This is a genomic window from Shewanella sp. 10N.286.45.A1, from assembly GCF_041470405.1.
In the GTDB taxonomy this organism is placed as follows: Bacteria; Pseudomonadota; Gammaproteobacteria; order Enterobacterales; family Shewanellaceae; genus Shewanella.
On record NZ_JBFRMK010000003.1, the window covers coordinates 1 to 18,534 of the forward strand.

Sequence of the window (18,534 nt, forward strand, 5' to 3'; positions counted from 1 at the left end):
CGCACTCTAGTCATAAAAGAATAAAAGAATAAAAGAATAAAAGAATAAAAGAATTGAAACGAACCCAAAGGGCAGCGTTTATTGGCTATTTTTACTGTGTTGTAGACTGTTTGTGGAGAATAACTAAACGGCATAGCCTCCGCCTTGTCAAAATGCCAATAAACTGCGGCAAAACAACCGCGAAAGATCAACTGCCCCTAATCATATAAAGTCGAGAATGCTTAAGGGGGAACCGATATAAGCGTTAACTGAAATACTCATTGGCGTAATTAATTATGCTGTAATCGATCTTATTGAAAATAAATACGAATTAAAACTCACCGCCGTCAGAACTGCGACGTTAGGTTTTTATGCTGCATTTGCATTGTATTGCAGTATTTAAATCTATATATTGTGATAAACCAGTGTACATGGTAAAAATGATATAGGTTTGTAGTCTGACACAGTATCGAGCGATATAAGTAGTTATTTAAAGTCAATAAAATGGCAATTGTAAAATCCAGAAACATTTTGTACAAATAGCTATAACGCGTAGATTATGTGCTAATCTATTTTTGAAAATAATAATAAAGTGACGTTGGACTATGCTTTCGAATATATGGAAGCGTCAGGCTCCGCAGATGGTTGGGATTGATATTGGTTCCCATGAAGTTAAAGCGATTCTGCTGAGTAAGACTGCTGATGGATATAAAATACTAAGTCATGCTGCAATCCCGCTTAAGAAGGGGGCTGTAAACGATCATGAAATTCGTGATACGGAAGCTGTTGCAGAAGCACTGAAACAGGTTAAGCGCTCACTTCCTAAAACCACGAAATTTGCCGCTGTAGCCGTATCAGGTTCTGCTGTTATGACCAAAGTTATCTATATGGATTCCTCTTTAAGTGAAGAAGAGATGGAAGCCCAGATAGAGATCGAAGCTGATAATCTTATTCCTTATTCTCTAGACGAAGTTAATATCGATTTTGAAACGCTTAATGCCAATAAAACGGATCCAAGCAAAGTCGACGTATTACTTAGTGCTTGTCGCTCTGAAAATATTGATAGCCGAATCGATGCCCTTGAAGAGATAAACCTTGAGGTTAAAGTCGTTGATGTTGAAGGTTATGCCTTAGGTCGAGCTTTTGAAATGATATCGGCGCAGTTGCCACAAGACGCGCAAAATAAAGTGGTCGCTCTTGTCGATATCGGTGCCAATATCACCACTTTTTCAGTGGTAGAAAACGGCGAGACGACTTTTGTTAGAGAGCAGGCATTTGGCGGAGAGCAATTTACACAGTCGATACTCTCTTTTTATGGCATGACTTATGAGCAGGCTGAAAAGGCGAAGTTAGCCGGAGAGTTACCCCGCAATTATATGTTTGAAGTACTGTCTCCTTTTCAAACCCAACTTCTACAGCAGATAAAGCGTACTTTGCAAATTTACTGTACCTCTAGCGGTAAAGACAGAGTTGATCATATCGTATTGTGCGGCGGTACAGCCAAGCTTGAAGGTATGACAAATCTGATGATAAATGAATTAGGCGTGAATACCGTGATAGGCGATCCGTTTAAGGGTTGTTTACATGCCGATGATGCTGTTAAGCAGAAACTCCAACCAGACATTGGCAAATATATGTTGGCATGTGGATTAGCGCTAAGGAGTTATGCTGAATGGCGAACATAAACCTCTTACCTTGGCGTGAAGAAGCGCGTGAAAAACAGAAAAGAGATTATACCGGTGTACTCGCACTGGTTTTCTTGGTTTCTGGTCTCGTAGTTTACCTTTCATTAATGGCGATAGACGTAGTCGCAGATGAGCAAAAGAGTCGCAATGCTTACTTACAGTCAGAAATTCAATTACTTGAGACGCAGATAGCAGAAATTACCAAAATTCGAACCCGTAAAAAAGATATTGAACGTCGAACAGAGATCATTCTGGGGCTACAGCAATCTAGGAATCTGCCGACACATGTTCTAGATGAACTCGTGCGTATCGTGCCTGCGGGGATCTACCTTTCCAGTATTGAAAAGAAAGGCAGTATGTTATGGATAGAAGGTCGCAGTGAGTCAAATAATAATGTCGCTAATATGATGCGTAAAGTTAAGACTTCTGATTGGTTACAAGATCCTAATATGCAATCAATTGTTGCGCAAAATGAAGAGCTTAGACAGCTGCAACGGTTCACGCTGAGAGTCACTATTACCGACGGCGACAGTGCAGACTTGCTCGCGGATAAAGGAGCGAGTAAATGAACCTCGACCTGAGTCAATTTAACGATATCGATTTTGAAAACATAGGCGCTTGGCCGAAATTGGTTAAAGTGGTGTTTGCCGCATTACTTGCCATTTGTGTGTTTGTCGGTAGTTATTTTTTGTTTGTTTCAGATGCAATTGATGCGCTCAATGCGGAGCAGCAAAAAGAGCAACAATTAAAGAGTGACTTCAAATCTAAATATCAACTCGCCGCTAATCTTAAATTGTATCGCGAACAGCTGGCAGTAATGGAAGTGCAGTTTGCTGAACTATTGAAAATGCTTCCCTCTCAAAATGAGATGCCGGGCTTACTCGATGACATCACATTTGTGGCTACCGATGCAGGTCTTAAAATCAATAGCCTAGATTGGGATTCTGAAATCGTTCGAGAGTTTTACATCGAATTTCCGATAAAAATTGCCGTCAGTGGCGATTATCATCAGCTTGGGCACCTTGTCAGTGGGGTCGCAAAGTTACCTCGAATTGTTAGTTTGCATGATTTTGTGATTAGCCGAGACGACAGTGGCGGGCTCGCTATGGATATTCTCGCAAAGACTTACCGTTTTAAAGAGGGGGCTGAGTTGCCAGCAGAAAAGGGAGCATCAAAATGATGAGATCTTATGCTGCCATTGTACTCGCTATTATGCTCACAGGTTGTGTCGGAGATCGTAGTGATTTAGAGCTATTTGTCACCACCACTAAAGCGCAGCACGTGGCTCATATCAAGCCACTTAAGGCTACACCTAAATTTGAACATTTTGATTATCAAGCAGATCTTATGCGTAGCCCCTATATGCCGCCGTCAAGAGAGTTGACTGAAGAGGTTATCGATACCACTAAGGATTGTTTGCAGCCGGATTTAAAACGTCGAAAAGGCCGCTTAGAAACCTATGCACTCGATAATTTAAAGATGCGTGGAACATTAAGTGAAGCTGGTGCTATTTGGGCCCTACTTGAGACGAGTGATGGCAGTGTTTACCGCCTCGGAACGGGCCAATATTTGGGGCTTTATCATGGCAAAATAGCCAAAGTAACGCCGCAAACGATCGAAATTATAGAGTTGATCCCAGATGGTTCTGGTTGCTGGACAGAGCGCTCTAGCAGCATGGAACTTACAGGAGAATGATAAGGATGACAGAGGGAATCATGAGATTGTCTATCACGCACCGCGCCCGCAACATGGCCGCGTCTTTTATCAAGGTTGCTTTTAGCCTTGCACTCCTTTTAGGGATGGCTCCGCTTGCTAATGCCGCCAATAAGCTTATCGACGTTAAATATCATGCGGTAGTTGATCATCAGCTAGAGCTGCAGTTGGTGTTTGAACAGCCAATTGAAGAGCCTGAAATAGACTTAAATGCCGACCCAGCACAGATCATTTTGGGGTTTGCGGATAGTATTTCAGGGCTAGAGAAGCAAACATTGCCGATTGATACAGTCGATGTTGAAACTGTTAGTACAGTGCAAAATGGTGCCAATCTTCAAGTCTTTATTGGCTTAGAAGACGTTAAGGCCTATCAAGGCAGGATTGTTGGCAATACCTACCGGCTAACGATCAATGACGAAGTCATTAATAGCCATGCTGGTGGCAATAATCCATTTGTAAATGGCATTGAAAGTATTGATTTTAAGCGCACAGCTAATGGTGGCGGCCAGTTGTTGGTGAAATTAGACAATAGCACTGTGGCTGCAAATGTAGAGCAGGTTGGCTCTAAGCTCGAGCTTAAATTATACAATACGGACATTCGCTCTGATCTGCTTTACGTCATGGATGTGCATGACTTTGCTACCCCAGTTAATAGCTTTGAAACATTCAAAGAAGATCTTACCAGTCGCTTTTTGATTGATATTGAAGGTAGTTATGAATATGACTATCAACAAGATGGTCGTGTTTTTATCTTGAGCATGGAAAAGGCTGAACGTCTTGATATTGCCAAAGAAGAGAAAACCTATGATGGGCGCTCACTGTCACTGAACTTTCAAAATATGGCGGTTAGGACTGTGCTGCAGATCATTGCCGACTACAACAAATTCAATTTGGTGGTGAGTGATACCGTTGAAGGTGATATTACCTTAAGACTCGACGATGTGCCTTGGGACCAAGCGCTTGACCTTATTTTGCAAACTAAAGGTTTAGATAAGCGTATCGAAGGTAATATCTTGATGATTGCTCCAAGTGAAGAGATTGCCATAAGAGAAAGCCAAGAGCTTAAAAATCGCCAGGAAGTAAAAGAGCTTGCACCGCTTTACTCAGAGTACTTGCAAATTAATTACGCCAAAGCCGCTGATATAGCCATTCTCTTAAAGGGTGAAGACTCTAGCTTACTGTCTAGTCGCGGTAGTGTTGCGGTCGATGAGCGCACCAACACGCTATTAGTGAAAGATACTGAAGAGACTTTAGAGAGTATTTATCGCCTAATTGAAGTGCTCGACATTCCGATTAAGCAGGTACTCATTGAAGCACGCATGGTCACAGTGAAAGACGACGTAGCGGAAGACCTCGGTGTACGCTGGGGGGTAACAGACCAGCAAGGGACCAAAGGTACTTCAGGCAGTTTAGAAGGCGCTAATGATATTGCAGCTGGTATTTTACCTAGCCTTAGCGATAGGTTAAACGTTAACCTGCCGGCAGCACCTGTTAATGCAACCAGTATTGCATTTTCAGTGGCTAAGCTTGCAGATGGCACTGTGCTTGATCTTGAATTAAGTGCGCTTGAGCAAGAAAACAAAGGTGAGATTATTGCTAGCCCGCGTATTATGACGTCAAATCAAAAAGCGGCCTATATTGAACAGGGTGTTGAGATCCCTTATGTCGAAGCCAGCTCAAGTGGCGCTACGACTGTGACATTTAAGAAAGCGGTATTATCACTGCGAGTGACGCCCCAAATCACGCCAGATAACCGGGTCATTCTAGATTTAGAGATCACTCAAGATTCACAAGGTAAAGTGGTGGCTACGCCTACGGGAGAAGCAGTCTCTATTGATACTCAACGTATTGGCACTCAAGTGCTGGTGGATCATGGTGAAACCATCGTATTGGGTGGTATCTACCAGCAGCAATTGATCAGTCGTGTAAGTAAAGTTCCGCTTTTAGGCGATATCCCCTACCTTGGATTTATGTTTAGAAGTACATCAGATAAGAATGAGCGACAAGAGCTGCTTATCTTTGTCACTCCTAAAATAGTTTCCGAAGCACTTTAATCGTAATAACGACATAAAAGCCAGCGCTTAGCGCTGGCTTTTGGCAATGTGAAATAGATTTTTGATAGAAATGTGTTACTTCGCTTGCCATCAATAGCGGTTAGCTGAGATAATCAGCGGTCAAGTCTCAATAGAGCAAGGTAACATTTAAGGTCAACTCATCTTTTTCGAGTTGGCGTAGGCAAACTTCAAATAAGATTCAGACGTATATAGCAATGGCCGAAAAACGTAATATTTTCCTAGTAGGCCCTATGGGGGCTGGTAAAAGCACTATAGGCCGTCATCTGGCACAGATGCTGCACTTAGAGTTCCACGATTCAGATCAAGAAATTGAAAGCCGTACAGGCGCTGACATTGCGTGGGTTTTTGATGTCGAAGGCGAAGAAGGCTTCCGCGTTCGCGAAACACAAGTTGTTGCTGATTTAACCGAAAAGCAAGGTATCGTGTTAGCAACGGGTGGTGGTTCAATTCAGAGCAAAGAGATCCGTAATAATCTTTCTGCTCGTGGGATTGTTGTCTACCTAGAGACCACAATCGACAAGCAAGTAGCACGTACGCAAAGAGATAAGCGTCGTCCACTACTTCAAGTAGATGATCCAAGAGAAGTGCTAGAAAACCTAGCAGAGGTTCGTAACCCTCTTTACGAAGAGATCGCTGATGTTATCGTTAAAACCGATGAACAAAGCGCTAAGGTAGTTGCAAACCAAATCATTGAGCAATTAGGTTTTTAAGATATGACTAAACAAGTTCTGGTTGAACTCGGTGAACGTAGTTACCCAATCGTAATTGGCCAGAAGTTGTTAAGTAATGGCGAGCCTTTGGCTCGCTATCTTAAAAATAAGAATATCCTCATTGTCACTAATGAAACGATAGCGCCACTGTATCTTGAAAAGGTACAAGCCATGCTGTCTGATTTCAGCTGCGTGACTCCCGTGATTTTACCTGATGGTGAGCAATATAAAACGCTGAGCCAGATGGACTCTATTTTCACCTCTTTGCTACAACAAAATTTGGGCCGTGACACGGTACTGATTGCATTGGGCGGCGGTGTTATTGGTGACATGACCGGCTTTGCCGCGGCAAGTTACCAACGTGGTATCGATTTTATTCAAATCCCAACCACCTTACTTTCACAAGTTGACTCTTCTGTCGGTGGCAAAACCGCGGTCAATCACCCTTTAGGGAAAAATATGATCGGCGCTTTTTATCAGCCGAAATATGTATTGATTGATACTGATTGTTTAAGCACTTTGCCTAAAAGAGAGTTCGCTGCTGGTATGGCAGAAGTGATTAAATACGGCATTATGTGGGATGCGGAATTTTTCAGCTGGTTAGAAGACAATGTTGAAGCATTGAAGGCGCTTGATACTCAAGCACTGGAATATGCTATTGGTCGCTGTTGTGAAATTAAAGCCGATGTCGTCGAAAAGGATGAAACAGAACAAGCAGTGCGAGCGTTGCTTAATCTGGGGCATACTTTTGGGCATGCCATAGAGGCTGAAATGGGTTATGGCGTGTGGTTGCATGGTGAAGCTGTTTCTGCTGGCACAGTCCTTGCTGCAATTACCTCAAATAAGCTTGGGTTAGTTGAAGAGTCAATTGTTTGTCGTATTACAGCGTTACTTGCTGCATTCGACCTACCAACTTCAGCCCCGGAATCGATGAATTTTGAACAGTTCATTAAACATATGCGCCGCGATAAAAAAGTGCTCAAAGGACAGTTACGTTTAGTATTACCCGAAGGCTTAGGCCGGGCGGGGATCTATAGCGATGTGACTGACGAGCAACTTCAAGAGGTTATCGACTGCGCATAAACTATGCTGCAGGTACTCGGTGAAAGCTAACTTCATATTTTCAAATTCTTTAATGGGTAAAGCCCCTATGTTTATTCAGCATAGGCAACTTTTGCTGCGTCATTACCAGCCATGCTCTGTGCATTCAAGTGTGGGAGTATTAGCTTAAATGTCGTTTACCGGTTCAATATTACTGCCTAGCCAAGAAGCACTTTTAAACCGCTTACAGCATATTAGTTTATATGGTCAGCAGCTCATCGTGTTAACGGGTGAAGAGGGCGCGGGCAAAACTACGCTTGTTACTGCGTTACTGACTGAATTAGAAGAATTTAGTTCGGCCCTCGTTATCTGTCCTAAATATTGTGATAGTGCTGAAATTCGTCGAAAGATACTGGTTCAGTTGTTAGCCGATCCAGTATTTGATGATGAGCTACCTCTGCCGGAAACAATGCTAAGAGCTGCCGCAGCACTACCATCGGCCAGTTGTATCGTTCTCGATGATGCGCATTATATACCGCTAGAGATCTGGGCTGAATGTATCGTATTAAGCCAAATGTCTTTTGCAGGTAAAACCGTCAATATAACGATGACTTGCCCGGTTGAGTTTCTTAATGATGTGTTACAGCAACTTCCAGTGGATCAGAGGCAGTTGTTATTGCCGTTAGATATTGATCCCATCGATAGTGTGGAGCGGGAAGGACTTTACTACACGCTATTGAACCGCAGTGAAGCACAGCCATTTACCCCTAGAGATATTGTTAAAAACAGGCTAGAGCTTCAACGTGGCACCCCAAAAGAAGTTGTTCTGCTACTTGAACTTGCGTTAAATGGCGATGCCGAAGAGGCGCTACCTTCCTCCAAGTTCAAGCGCCCTCTGATGGTAGCGGCCATTACATTTGTTGTTCTTTTCCTTGTTTGGTTTTTTAGAGAGTCAGAGCAAGAGAGTGAACCTGTAACTGAAGTGGTGTTTGCTGGTGCCCCGGTTTTGACTTCTCCCTTTTTGGCCGACTATGGTGAGCAACTTTTAGCAGAATATTTTATAGTGCTAGAAAAAAAACGTCTGATAGAAGATAAAGTTGAGAGTGATAAAAGTTTCGCCAGTGAGCTAGAAACTGAGCAAGCTGACAAACCTCGCCATTCAGAAATGCTCACTGCTAATGAGTCTCTAGTTGATCCGGAAAACATTATCGCGGAGACAGTGGAACCTGTGGCAAGTCAAAGTATTGAGACTTTCTCAATCAAAGAAATTGAAACGCCAACGCCATCAAACCAGCAAAAAGATATCACTGCTAGCATTAACGTGCAGCCAAAGCCCACTCATGGCTACACATTGCAGCTTGCTAGTGTTAAGCGTTTAGATTCTTTAGCGAGAACGTTAGAGAAAATAGCGCAGCAAGATGGGGTTAAGGTTGCTAGGTATAGGAGTCGCTGGGTCGTGCTGTTGGGCGAGTTTGTCACGCTAAACGAAGCAAGAGAGCAATCGTTGAAATTAACGGCAAACGGCAATATTTCAGCCCCCTGGATAAGAAAGTGGCAAGATCTTACTGAATATGAGTTACAAGATAGTGTTCCAACTCGTGAAATTAATTAATAAAGAGAGTACAATCATCAGCTCTCTTTTTCTTAGTATTCAATCAATTTAAATGATTAAAAAACAAAGGGCCTTCTTAAAGTGGGCTGGCGGAAAATTTAAACTGATTGAAGCTCTAAAAGAGCATCTCCCTCAAGGTGAAAGACTTGTAGAACCTTTCGTGGGTGCCGGTTCAGTGTTCCTTAATACAGATTATGACCATTACCTATTGTGCGATATTAATCAAGATCTGATTAACCTGTATAAGATCGTGCAATCAGATCCTGAAAAGTACATCAAAGCCGCTAAAGCACTGTTTGTCCCTGAGATGAATCAGAAAGAGGCTTACTACAAAGTCCGCAGTAGCTTTAATGAGACTAAAGACCCTTTTAAGCGCTCGGTGTATTTCCTCTATATGAACCGTCATGGTTTTAACGGTTTATGCCGTTATAACCGCAAAGGTGGCTTTAATGTGCCTTTTGGTTCTTATAAAAAGCCTTACTTTCCAGAAAATGAGATCCGCGCATTTTCAGAAAAAGCAAAACGCGCTGAGTTTCGTTGTATCGGATACGAACAGGCAATCGACATGACTAAAGATGGTGATGTGGTGTATTGCGACCCGCCTTACGCACCATTGTCATCAACGGCGAGCTTTACCACTTATGTCGGCGCAGGCTTCTCATTGGATGACCAGGCACTACTTGCAAGAAAGTCACGTCATACCGCTATTGAACGTGGCATACCAGTATTGATAAGTAACCACGATATTCCTTTAACTAGAGAGCTTTACCATGGCGCAACATTTGGTTCGATTCAAGTGCAGCGCAATATTAGTCAAAAAGGCAGTGGCCGTAAGAAAGTTGATGAATTGATGGCGCTATATGATGATTCTTATCATAGCGAAAATGACTGATTTCGGGTTTGGTATTAATTGTTAATGACTAGGCGAGCACCTGATTAACAATAAAAATTAGTCCTAAAACAAATACAACAGCGAGTAATACGCCCATTACTATGTAGGGAATTGGAGAGGAAGTTTGAAAGTCTCTAAGCCGATTTTGTTCTGTTTGCACACCAATAAAGGCGGCTAGGGTACTTAAGAGTACTTGCCACCATCGATATAGCATAAGTGTTGTTATTCACCCTTCATCGGAGAGTTATCGCTATTCATTGGTGAACTTTGATGGCCATATAACAGCTCAAAAAGATCGATGAAATGTAACTGATTAGTTTGGCTTTTTCCTGATAACCAACTCTTCCAGCTCAAATCATGTGACTGAGAAGCACATCGATTACTCGGGTGACTCGCTGGTAGCCCAGGGTTATAACTGCTGGTGGCATTATCACACACACAAGCAGCGCTAGAGGCTGTTTCAGTTGATTGGGATGTTAAGCTAATCGTTCCTATAGCTGCAGTCACGACAGCAAGAGTAGCAGCAGCTCTAAAAGTCGCTGTTTTCTCGAGTAATCCTTTCATGTCGTCCTCCTATTTTTCATGCAGTCGAAACATTATAGCAAACAAGGTTATATTTTAAACATTTTTTACATTTAAATTCATTTTCACTGTTGCAATGAAAAATTTTAGCCTACCAATTTGGCGAAATGGGTTGCTAGCTATAGAGAGCGTGGACAGCAGCAGGTAGAATAGTGCACTTCTTAAACATACTGGTGGTTTTAATATGCGTCCATTTTTGATTGCTCCCTCTATTTTGTCTGCAGATTTCGCTCGTCTAGGTGAAGACGTTGATGCGGTATTGAACGCGGGTGCCGATGTTGTCCATTTTGATGTAATGGATAACCACTATGTACCAAATTTGACCATAGGTCCTATGGTGTGCAAAGCATTGCGTGATTACGGTGTAACGGCTGATATTGACGTGCATTTAATGGTTAAACCAGTTGATCGCTTAATCCCTGATTTTGCCAAAGCGGGCGCCTCAATCATCACTTTCCACCCGGAAGCGAGCGAGCACCTAGATCGTAGTTTGCAACTCATTAAAGAGTCAGGCTGTAAAGCGGGTTTAGTGTTTAATCCTGGTACGCCATTACATTATTTAGACCACGTGATGGACAAACTGGATGTCATTTTGTTGATGTCAGTAAACCCTGGTTTTGGTGGACAGTCGTTTATCCCGTCAACGTTAGACAAATTACGTCAGGTACGTAAGTTGATTGACGACAGTGGTTTTGATATCCGCCTTGAAGTTGATGGTGGCGTTAAAGTGGATAATATCGCTGAAATTGCTGCTGCAGGCGCAGATATGTTTGTTGCTGGCTCTGCTATTTTCAATAAGCCGGACTACAAAGCAGTTATCGACGAAATGCGTGCTGAACTTGCTAGCGTTGAGGCGTAGTCAATGACTGATTTTAGTCAGATTAAAGCGGTAGCATTTGACTTAGACGGAACGCTTATTGATAGCGTTCCTGATCTTGCTGCTGCGACCAATGCGACTTTGCAAGAGCTTGAGTTGCCGCTAAGCACCGAGTTGCAAGTTCGTAGCTGGGTCGGTAATGGCGCTGAAATGCTGATGCGCCGAGCGCTTAATTTTGCGCTTAATACTGAAGTTAGCGACGCGAAACTTGCTGCGTGTATGCCAAGGTTTATGCATTTTTATCAGCAAAATCTGCAGCAGCATAGTCGCTTATACGACAACGTCGAACAAGTACTTAAAACGCTGCACTCAGCGGGTTACCAACTGGCTATCGTCACCAATAAGCCTTTCGAATTTACGGTGCCACTGCTGAAAGCGTTTAACCTAGACAGCTATTTTTCGATAGTACTAGGCGGTGATTCATTAGCTAAAATGAAACCCGACCCGCTACCGTTGACGCATATTATGCAGCAGTGGCAGCTTGAACCTGAGCAACTATTAATGGTTGGCGACTCAAAAAATGACATATTAGCGGCAAAAGCTGCTGCTATCGGTTCAATAGGCTTGACCTATGGCTACAACTACGGTGAAGATATTGGCCTAAGCTGCCCGACCGCAGTATGTGAACAATTTAGTGAAATTTCCGCGTTACTAAAGTAAGCGCGACAAGCAATGGAGCAATAAATAAAATGACGACCCCTCTAACGAAACCTGTAGTCCTAAGTGGTGCTCAACCCTCAGGTGCACTTACCATTGGTAACTATATGGGCGCGTTACGTCAATGGGTTGCCATGCAAGATAGTCATGATTGCCTTTATTGCGTCGTTGACCTGCATGCAATCACCGTGAGACAAGATCCAGTTAAATTACGTGAAGCTTGTCTTGATACTCTAGCGCTATATTTAGCCTGTGGTGTCGACCCTAAAAAGAGCACGGTATTTATTCAGTCGCAAGTGCCGCAGCATACACAGCTAGGTTGGGCGTTGAACTGTTACACCCAGATGGGTGAACTAAACCGCATGACGCAGTTTAAAGACAAATCACAAAAGCATGCCAACAACATTAACGTTGGTTTGTTTGGTTACCCAGTGCTAATGGCTGCTGATATTTTACTCTATCAAGCCAATGAGATCCCAGTAGGTCAAGATCAGAAGCAGCATTTGGAACTGACTCGTGATATCGCGACTCGTTTTAATAACGCTTACGGTGAAACCTTTGTGGTACCGGAGCCGTTTATTCCTGAGCATGGCGCGAAGGTGATGTCGCTACAAGATCCCCTGAAGAAGATGTCTAAGTCAGATGACAACCGTAATAATGTTATCGAGCTGCTGGAAGATCCAAAAGCGATCATGAAGAAGATCAAAAAGGCGATGACTGATGGACAAGAACCACCAATGGTGCGATTCGATGCCGCAGAAAAGCCTGGTGTATCTAATTTGTTGAGCTTGATGTCAGGCTGTACAGGGCAATCAATTGCAGCACTAGAAGCTGAGTTTGAAGGCAAGATGTATGGTCATTTAAAAGTTGCTACTGGTGAAGCGGTTGTAAACATGCTTGAGCCAATTCAGCAACGCTTTAAAGAGTACCGTGCAGATCAAACATTCTTGAATCAAGTGATGCAAGACGGGGCGGAGAAAGCCCAAGCTCGAGCAGAGGTCACTATTAAGCAAGTGTACGAAAAGATTGGTCTTATCGTGTAGCTTGATAAAAGCCTTAATAACTAAAGCCAGCATCACTGCTGGCTTTTTTATTGGCTTATGATTGACGACTGAGCCAGGCTACAAAGGCTTTGATAGCGGGCTCTTTCAGTCGCCGTTGTTTACAACTGAAGTAAAATTCAAACCCGGTTAAAATATCTGGCAATGCTAGCGCAACTAATACACCTTTCTCTATATCCGTTTGCACCATAAAGTCAGATGCTAGTGCTATCCCTTGGCCTGCAATCGCCGCCTCTATCGCTAATAACACGTGACTGAAGATATGCTGCTGTTGTTCTGGCGGTAATAACTTATCGTTGGCGATAAACCAGCGATCCCAGTCGAGTCCTAGTGGCCCTTCATCAACGGTGAGTAGTGGGTGTGAATCGAGCTCATGTATTGGGTCATCGGAGGATAATAAACCCGGACTAATAACCGGCACCAAGCGCTCTTTATGTAACGACTGATGATAATAACCAGGCTGACCACTTTGGCCAGTGATGAACATGTCTGCCACGCTATCACTGAGTTCTGGATCATCGGTGATCATATCAAGGCGGATCTTTATTTCTGGATGTAGCCTTCTAAAGTCGTTCAATCGAGGAATTAACCATTTTATGGCAAAAGAGCTGTAGACGGCGAGCCGCAGTTGGTCGTTACTATCGCCGCTAATTTGCATGCTTAAATCGCTAAGCTCATTAAAAATCCGTTCCAGTGACTCATAAAGATGCTGGCCTTTACTAGTGAGTCGCAACTGCCGTCCTTCACGTTTAAATAAACGTTCACCAAAGTGTTCTTCTAGCTGTCTGACTTGATGCGAAACCGCGCTTTGAGTAATACATAGTTCGTCAGCAGCTTTGGAAAAGTGGCTCTGTCTTGCTGCAGCTTCAAAGACCTGAAGCGCACGCAACGGCGGAAGTTTTCTCATAATTGCCCCTTATTAATACAAGCTTATCCACTTTGATATGAATTTAATGAGTGATCTCGCTCATGGTATTAATTTAATTCATGTATGGGTAAAAAACATCATTTCTAGTCAAGATTTGCGCGCTATATCATCCGCGCATATTGAGTTAAGTGATTAGAAGTTAGAGATGAAGTCAAACGTAATGATTGGCATTGGGTTGTTGATATTTGGCAACCTATTTAGTGCGCTGTATGACGTATCAATTAAATGGATGCCTGAGGGCAGTAATGCTGCAACGTTCCTGCTCATCCGTCAGGTATTGTCTGTTTTGATGCTACTACCCTTATGGTTTGCAGCTCGATGCCCAACGTCTAACCACCTTAAGCTGCACTTATTTAGGGCTAACACCGGGGCTTTAGGAGCTGTGTGCTTAATAATGGGTCTGATGGCATTACCGATGGCAACCGTGAGTTCACTGTTCTTCTCGGCGCCATTAATCATTGTTTTGCTTGGCTGTGTACTGCTTAAGGAGAAAGTTACTCCATCACAATGGCTAGCCACTATTCTCGGCTTTATTGGGATCTTAATTTTGTTAAGGCCGAGTGAGATAAACTGGTTTGGTATCGCTGTGCTGATAGCGGCTTTGACTTTTGCCATTAACCAGACGGCATTGCGTAAGCTACCAGGGACAGAGAACCCCACAGTGACGCTTATGCTGTACAACGCTCTAAGTATTCCGCTGGTGGCCGTTATGGTTGCTGTGCAAGGGTTAGAGGGGCTTAGTTGGCAACTGGTGGTTATTGCTGCGCTGAGTAATAGTTTTTTACTGGCATATCACTGGTTTTGTGTATTGGCCTATCGCCGTGCACAGGCTAGCCAAGTAGCGATTGCGGAGTATAGCGGGCTGCTATTTTGTGTCTTCTTCGGTTGGTTGTTGTTTGAAGAGTGGTTAGATGCATTAAGCTGGGTCGGTGCTGCGTTTATTGTGCTGCCGTCACTTATCTTACCGTGGCTAAGTTATAAGATGGCCAGCAGCCCAAAAAAAATCATCGAGCAAAATGCACGATGATTTAGTGAATCGGTAGTGGAGTAAGGTGGTTTAGGTTAGGAATCTGTGTACTCAAATACCTTAATCACCTTACGTACTCCAGCGGTATTGCGGGCAACGTCTACCGCTAGATCCGCTTGTTGCCGTGCAACTAAACCGATTAGGAATACTTCACCATTTTCGGTCACCACTTTAATGTTGGTGACATCTAGCCCATCTTCACTCAACATGCGGCTTTTGACCTTGGTAGTTATCCAAGTATCATTACTGCGAGTGGTGAAAGAGGTCGGGTTACCGATCCTAATCTGATTGTGGATCTTGCCACCAATTTTAAGCTCTTGCACCGTACGTACGGCTTTGTCTCTTAACATTGAATTAGGTGCTTGGCCTATCATCAATACGTTCGAGTTCATCACCACGCCGGTCACATTCGCTTGATTTTTCAAGTCATCATGTGAGGAAAGTGCGCTGGAGATATTAAAATCAGCATTAGTATCGTCAAGCTGTGTCTGAAAGCTGCGTTCATCGTTGACCATCATTGCACCTCCGACAGCGCCGACCATTACGGCTCCTGCGCAGCCCTGAAGCATCAACAATATAGCAACTAATGAAAGCAGTTTTCTCATGCTTGTTCGTCCTGAGGGAACAGGGTGCGATCGATGTTGTCACATAGGCAGTGAATCGCTAATAAGTGTACTTCTTGAATACGAGCCGTCACATTCGAAGGGACACGGATTTCAACATCATTAACGCTCAGTAAGCCCGCCATTGCACCACCGTCTTTACCGGTTAAGGAGACAATGGTCATATCGCGGCTTAACGCAGCTTCCATTGCCTTGATGACGTTACCAGAGTTGCCACTGGTTGAGATCGCTAGCAAAATATCACCAGGTTGACCTAACGCCATAATCTGCTTTGAGTAGATCTCATCGTAGCTATAATCGTTAGCAATAGCGGTAATCGTAGAGGTGTCACAGCTCAGTGCGATAGCAGGTAAAGGTGGACGCTCTATTTCATAGCGATTTAACAGCTCAGCAGAGAAATGCTGTGCATCACCAGCACTACCACCATTACCACAAGCTAAAATCTTATTGCCACCTAATAGACATTGAACCATCATCTCTGCTGCTTTAGCAATTGACTCTGGTAGTGCTTCTGAAGCATCAATCTTAGTTTGGATCGATTCTGTAAAGCTGTCTTTTATACGCTCTAACATGGGATTACCTTTTTATAGTCCTGCGCGTTTCTATCTACGCACATTGTAAAATGAATTTGGGTCAAAACGCGCTGCGGATCCAATTTATTCCACTGGGATCGGCTGCGATAACATCAAATCGACAAATAGCATCGATGTTGTTTAATTGTATGTAATGACTAGCTGCCTTTCTGATGCGGTTAGTCTGCGCCGAACTTAATGCGTTCAACGCACCGCCAAATTGAGTATGAGTACGATATTTTACCTCTATAAATACCCAATCTTTGCCATCGCGCATGACTAAGTCTATTTCGCCAAAACGATAGCGTACGTTTTGTTCGACAAACTTTAGTCCATGTTGTTCCAAATACTGTCGCGCGGCGACTTCAGCTGCTTGTCCCTTAACCGCTGTTTTTTCTTTCAAATTCGCTTCATCCTTGTGGCGGCATTTGAATATAACGCAAAAAGCCTTTTAATAGCCAAGGCTCAAGTTAAATTTACATAACACTAAAAGCCTATTATAACGGGCGAAGGTTACCCCTCTGATAACGTCCCCAGCTCAATTGGCGGTTAATTGTGCCATCAGGTTGTACTGACAATACGCCACTTCGGCCAGAAAACTGGTAACCCGGTAACGCTCGCATTTGCGCAAGTTTACCGACTAAATCTAATGCGTCATAGCCCATAATGTATAAGCGTTTACGACTGTTACTCCACTTAGGCCATAACTCATTCACCATACGCGTTTCAGTGTTAGGAGTTATTAACCATGGGATGTCACTAATTGTGAGGTTATTCAACTCACTGGCAGTTTCACGACTGTTACTTTCAACTCGGCTGCGGCTGGTGGTATAGAGCGGAACAGGCTCGGCAAAGACACTGAAGTTAACATCGATAAATGGCTTTAATAACAGCAGATCGCGACTGGCTGAGATCATGTAAATGGCATCAATGTCACGGCGAGAACGAAAGTCAGCCTCAATCTTAGGTGTCAGAATCGCTTTAATTCGTGCAATGCGTTCCTTGCTGTCGATAACACCTAATGCTTTTTGTACTGTGACTTTCATTTTGTCACCAGCATCATAGTAATGGATTTCAGCAGGCTTTTGAGTGAGCAGTTGCCAAGCCTCGCTAAAGCTTTCCGCCATGCGATGGCCGACAGCATCATTGCTGACTAGCAGTAGAGGCTGCTCAATACCATCATTATAAAGTCTCTGGGCGGCGTCTATGGCTTCATCCGTGGGTGATAGCGCGAAGAAGAATTTATCATCTTGTGGCGTAAAGTTATCGATATGATTTAAGTAAAGTTGCGGAATGCTTTTCGCAATCTGGGTGCTAGGAGCCGTAGCAGGCGTTACCCCCCTATTTGCGGTTGAACTTAATTGGGTTGACTCAGTGGTTGTGGCGGTTACGGCCATATCCTGTAACTGTTCTACTTCAGATTGCAGCAGTGGGCCAATAATAAACTCGGCACCGGCGGTTACGGCTTGCTGATAGGCTGCTTGAGCACCTGGAGCGGTATCAAAAAATTTCACTGAAACGCTGTCATCTGCCGTCGCCATGTAGTTGGCAATAATGCCTTGTTTAACCACATTTGCCACCACTGCTCTTGAGCCTGTAAGTGGTAATAAAACCGCGATATTCTTAGGTTGATAGGGTTTAGTATTGAGTGCTTTTTCAAGATCAGTTGGTAGCTTAGCCGCTGCAGGATGGGTTGGATTGAGTTGTTGCCAGCTGCCCAATTGGCGGACTAAGTCATTAGGGTTAATCGCATAATGCTTGGTGATATAAGCTAACTGCACCCAACCTGCAAAAATGGGATTACTGCGGTCATCGCGAAAGCTCAGTAGTGTTTGTTCATTAATAGGCTGCAATGAGCGCCAGATTTCATCATTGACCTCATAGGCTTGAGCGGCTGGCAGGTACTGACTGAGTAAACTTAACTGCCTAACTTGTTCAATCGGTTGATTGATCTGTTGATATAAGCGGGCCTTAAATTGGTAATAGCTGACCCATTGCCAGTTTGGTAGTTGCCAGTTACTTGGATAATCGAGGACTTCTAAGGCATGGTTGTAAGTTGAAATAACTTCTAAAACTCGCGCAGATAGATATTTGTGCTCTGCTAATAGCTCAGGTTTTTGAGTGATATCTTGTGCAATCGACTTCAAAGTTTTATCTGCAGCGTTGGTATTGCCCTCATTAAGTAGGGCGTGGGCAGCGAGTAAAACATACTTATCACGAGTTTCACGGTTTTTTTCGTTGGCTGCCAATGCCAAGTACTGCGATGAAGCCATTGTCACCGAAGACAACGAAACCTCTGTTTTTTCAGTCTTTACTGGCGCTGTTGGCGTACCACAACCGAACAAAACGGCAGATAAAATCGCAATTGAGATAAATTTAGTTGAATTCAGTCTTTTTAACACAGGTCTTCACTCTGGTAAGATGCTGTCATTAGTTTAACCTGCTCTTACGCTTGGCGAAAGTCTTGTTAAAAACTCTTGCCATTAGTCAATACAGAGGT

The 18,534-nt window shown here is 43.5% G+C and carries 20 protein-coding genes; 13 read left to right on the top strand and 7 right to left on the bottom strand.

Annotation, left to right across the window (positions count from 1 at the left end; genetic code table 11):
• The first annotated feature begins 584 nt into the window (after positions 1-584).
• The 9 genes from AB4238_RS00225 (at position 585) to AB4238_RS00265 (ending at position 9,707) form a co-directional block, all read left to right on the top strand.
• On the top strand, positions 585-1,664 hold the full coding sequence (locus tag AB4238_RS00225; RefSeq protein WP_372030563.1) for a pilus assembly protein PilM: 1,080 nt from the start codon (positions 585-587) through the stop codon (positions 1,662-1,664).
• Positions 1,652-2,233 carry a PilN domain-containing protein gene (locus tag AB4238_RS00230; protein WP_372030564.1) on the top strand — a complete coding sequence of 194 codons (582 nt, stop codon included), beginning with the start codon at positions 1,652-1,654 and terminating at the stop codon, positions 2,231-2,233. Before AB4238_RS00225 ends, AB4238_RS00230 begins: the two co-directional genes overlap by 13 nt.
• Entirely contained in the window at positions 2,230-2,844 is a 615-nt protein-coding gene (locus AB4238_RS00235; protein WP_371993262.1) for a type 4a pilus biogenesis protein PilO, read from the top strand. The genes AB4238_RS00230 and AB4238_RS00235 overlap by 4 nt, the downstream gene beginning before the upstream one ends.
• The gene (locus tag AB4238_RS00240; protein WP_372030583.1) at positions 2,844-3,359 is read left to right on the top strand and encodes a pilus assembly protein PilP; all 516 of its coding nucleotides are present in this window, start codon (positions 2,844-2,846) and stop codon (positions 3,357-3,359) included. The genes AB4238_RS00235 and AB4238_RS00240 overlap by 1 nt, the downstream gene beginning before the upstream one ends.
• Positions 3,360-3,379: 20 nt before the next feature.
• Positions 3,380-5,431, top strand: a complete 2,052-nt coding sequence (locus AB4238_RS00245; RefSeq protein ID WP_372030565.1) for a type IV pilus secretin PilQ — start codon at positions 3,380-3,382, stop codon at positions 5,429-5,431.
• A gap of 215 nt (positions 5,432-5,646) precedes the next feature.
• Positions 5,647-6,162 (top strand): shikimate kinase AroK, encoded by a 516-nt coding sequence (gene aroK, locus AB4238_RS00250; RefSeq protein WP_044555803.1) that lies wholly within the window; start codon positions 5,647-5,649, stop codon positions 6,160-6,162.
• Positions 6,163-6,165: 3 nt separating this feature from the next.
• Entirely contained in the window at positions 6,166-7,245 is a 1,080-nt protein-coding gene (gene aroB / locus AB4238_RS00255; RefSeq protein ID WP_372030566.1) for a 3-dehydroquinate synthase, read from the top strand.
• A 148-nt stretch (positions 7,246-7,393) separates the two neighbouring features.
• A complete protein-coding gene (locus tag AB4238_RS00260; protein ID WP_372030567.1) occupies positions 7,394-8,815 on the top strand; it encodes an AAA family ATPase in 1,422 nt (473 codons plus the stop codon).
• 52 nt (positions 8,816-8,867) lie between these two features.
• Complete coding sequence (locus AB4238_RS00265) at positions 8,868-9,707, top strand: Dam family site-specific DNA-(adenine-N6)-methyltransferase (protein WP_372030568.1); 840 nt, start codon at positions 8,868-8,870, stop codon at positions 9,705-9,707.
• Positions 9,708-9,735: 28 nt separating this feature from the next.
• Here AB4238_RS00265 and AB4238_RS00270 read toward each other — a convergent pair whose 3' ends face one another.
• Positions 9,736-9,921 carry a DUF2970 domain-containing protein gene (locus AB4238_RS00270; RefSeq protein ID WP_372030569.1) on the bottom strand — a complete coding sequence of 62 codons (186 nt, stop codon included), beginning with the start codon at positions 9,919-9,921 and terminating at the stop codon, positions 9,736-9,738.
• Between the two features lie 8 nt (positions 9,922-9,929).
• Entirely contained in the window at positions 9,930-10,271 is a 342-nt protein-coding gene (locus AB4238_RS00275; protein ID WP_372030570.1) for a hypothetical protein, read from the bottom strand.
• Positions 10,272-10,473: 202 nt separating this feature from the next.
• Between AB4238_RS00275 and rpe the strand changes: the two genes are divergently transcribed.
• From rpe to trpS, 3 genes are read left to right on the top strand one after another with little or no spacing between them, the layout of a single operon-like run.
• Positions 10,474-11,148 carry a ribulose-phosphate 3-epimerase gene (gene rpe, locus AB4238_RS00280; RefSeq protein ID WP_020912190.1) on the top strand — a complete coding sequence of 225 codons (675 nt, stop codon included), beginning with the start codon at positions 10,474-10,476 and terminating at the stop codon, positions 11,146-11,148.
• 3 nt (positions 11,149-11,151) lie between these two features.
• On the top strand, positions 11,152-11,826 hold the full coding sequence (locus AB4238_RS00285) for a phosphoglycolate phosphatase (protein WP_372030571.1): 675 nt from the start codon (positions 11,152-11,154) through the stop codon (positions 11,824-11,826).
• A 29-nt stretch (positions 11,827-11,855) separates the two neighbouring features.
• Positions 11,856-12,866 (top strand): tryptophan--tRNA ligase, encoded by a 1,011-nt coding sequence (gene trpS / locus AB4238_RS00290; RefSeq protein ID WP_371993278.1) that lies wholly within the window; start codon positions 11,856-11,858, stop codon positions 12,864-12,866.
• Between the two features lie 55 nt (positions 12,867-12,921).
• Here the strand turns inward: trpS and AB4238_RS00295 are convergent, their stop codons facing one another.
• Entirely contained in the window at positions 12,922-13,791 is an 870-nt protein-coding gene (locus tag AB4238_RS00295; RefSeq protein ID WP_372030572.1) for a LysR substrate-binding domain-containing protein, read from the bottom strand.
• A 166-nt stretch (positions 13,792-13,957) separates the two neighbouring features.
• On the opposite strand from AB4238_RS00295, the gene AB4238_RS00300 reads away from it, so the two are divergent.
• Positions 13,958-14,839: a DMT family transporter gene (locus AB4238_RS00300; protein ID WP_372030573.1), complete on the top strand. Its 882-nt coding sequence runs from the start codon at positions 13,958-13,960 to the stop codon at positions 14,837-14,839.
• 35 nt (positions 14,840-14,874) lie between these two features.
• On the opposite strand, the gene dolP is transcribed toward AB4238_RS00300, so the two are convergent.
• The 4 genes from dolP to AB4238_RS00320 all read right to left on the bottom strand — a co-directional run bounded on the left by dolP (position 14,875) and on the right by AB4238_RS00320 (position 18,436).
• Positions 14,875-15,444, bottom strand: coding sequence for a division/outer membrane stress-associated lipid-binding lipoprotein (dolP, locus tag AB4238_RS00305; protein WP_372030574.1), 570 nt, complete (start codon positions 15,442-15,444; stop codon positions 14,875-14,877).
• On the bottom strand, positions 15,441-16,034 hold the full coding sequence (locus tag AB4238_RS00310) for a phosphoheptose isomerase (RefSeq protein ID WP_020912196.1): 594 nt from the start codon (positions 16,032-16,034) through the stop codon (positions 15,441-15,443). Before AB4238_RS00310 ends, dolP begins: the two co-directional genes overlap by 4 nt.
• A gap of 61 nt (positions 16,035-16,095) precedes the next feature.
• On the bottom strand, positions 16,096-16,437 hold the full coding sequence (locus AB4238_RS00315; RefSeq protein WP_372030575.1) for a YraN family protein: 342 nt from the start codon (positions 16,435-16,437) through the stop codon (positions 16,096-16,098).
• A 94-nt stretch (positions 16,438-16,531) separates the two neighbouring features.
• Entirely contained in the window at positions 16,532-18,436 is a 1,905-nt protein-coding gene (locus AB4238_RS00320) for a penicillin-binding protein activator (RefSeq protein ID WP_372030576.1), read from the bottom strand.
• Positions 18,437-18,534: the final 98 nt, after the last annotated feature.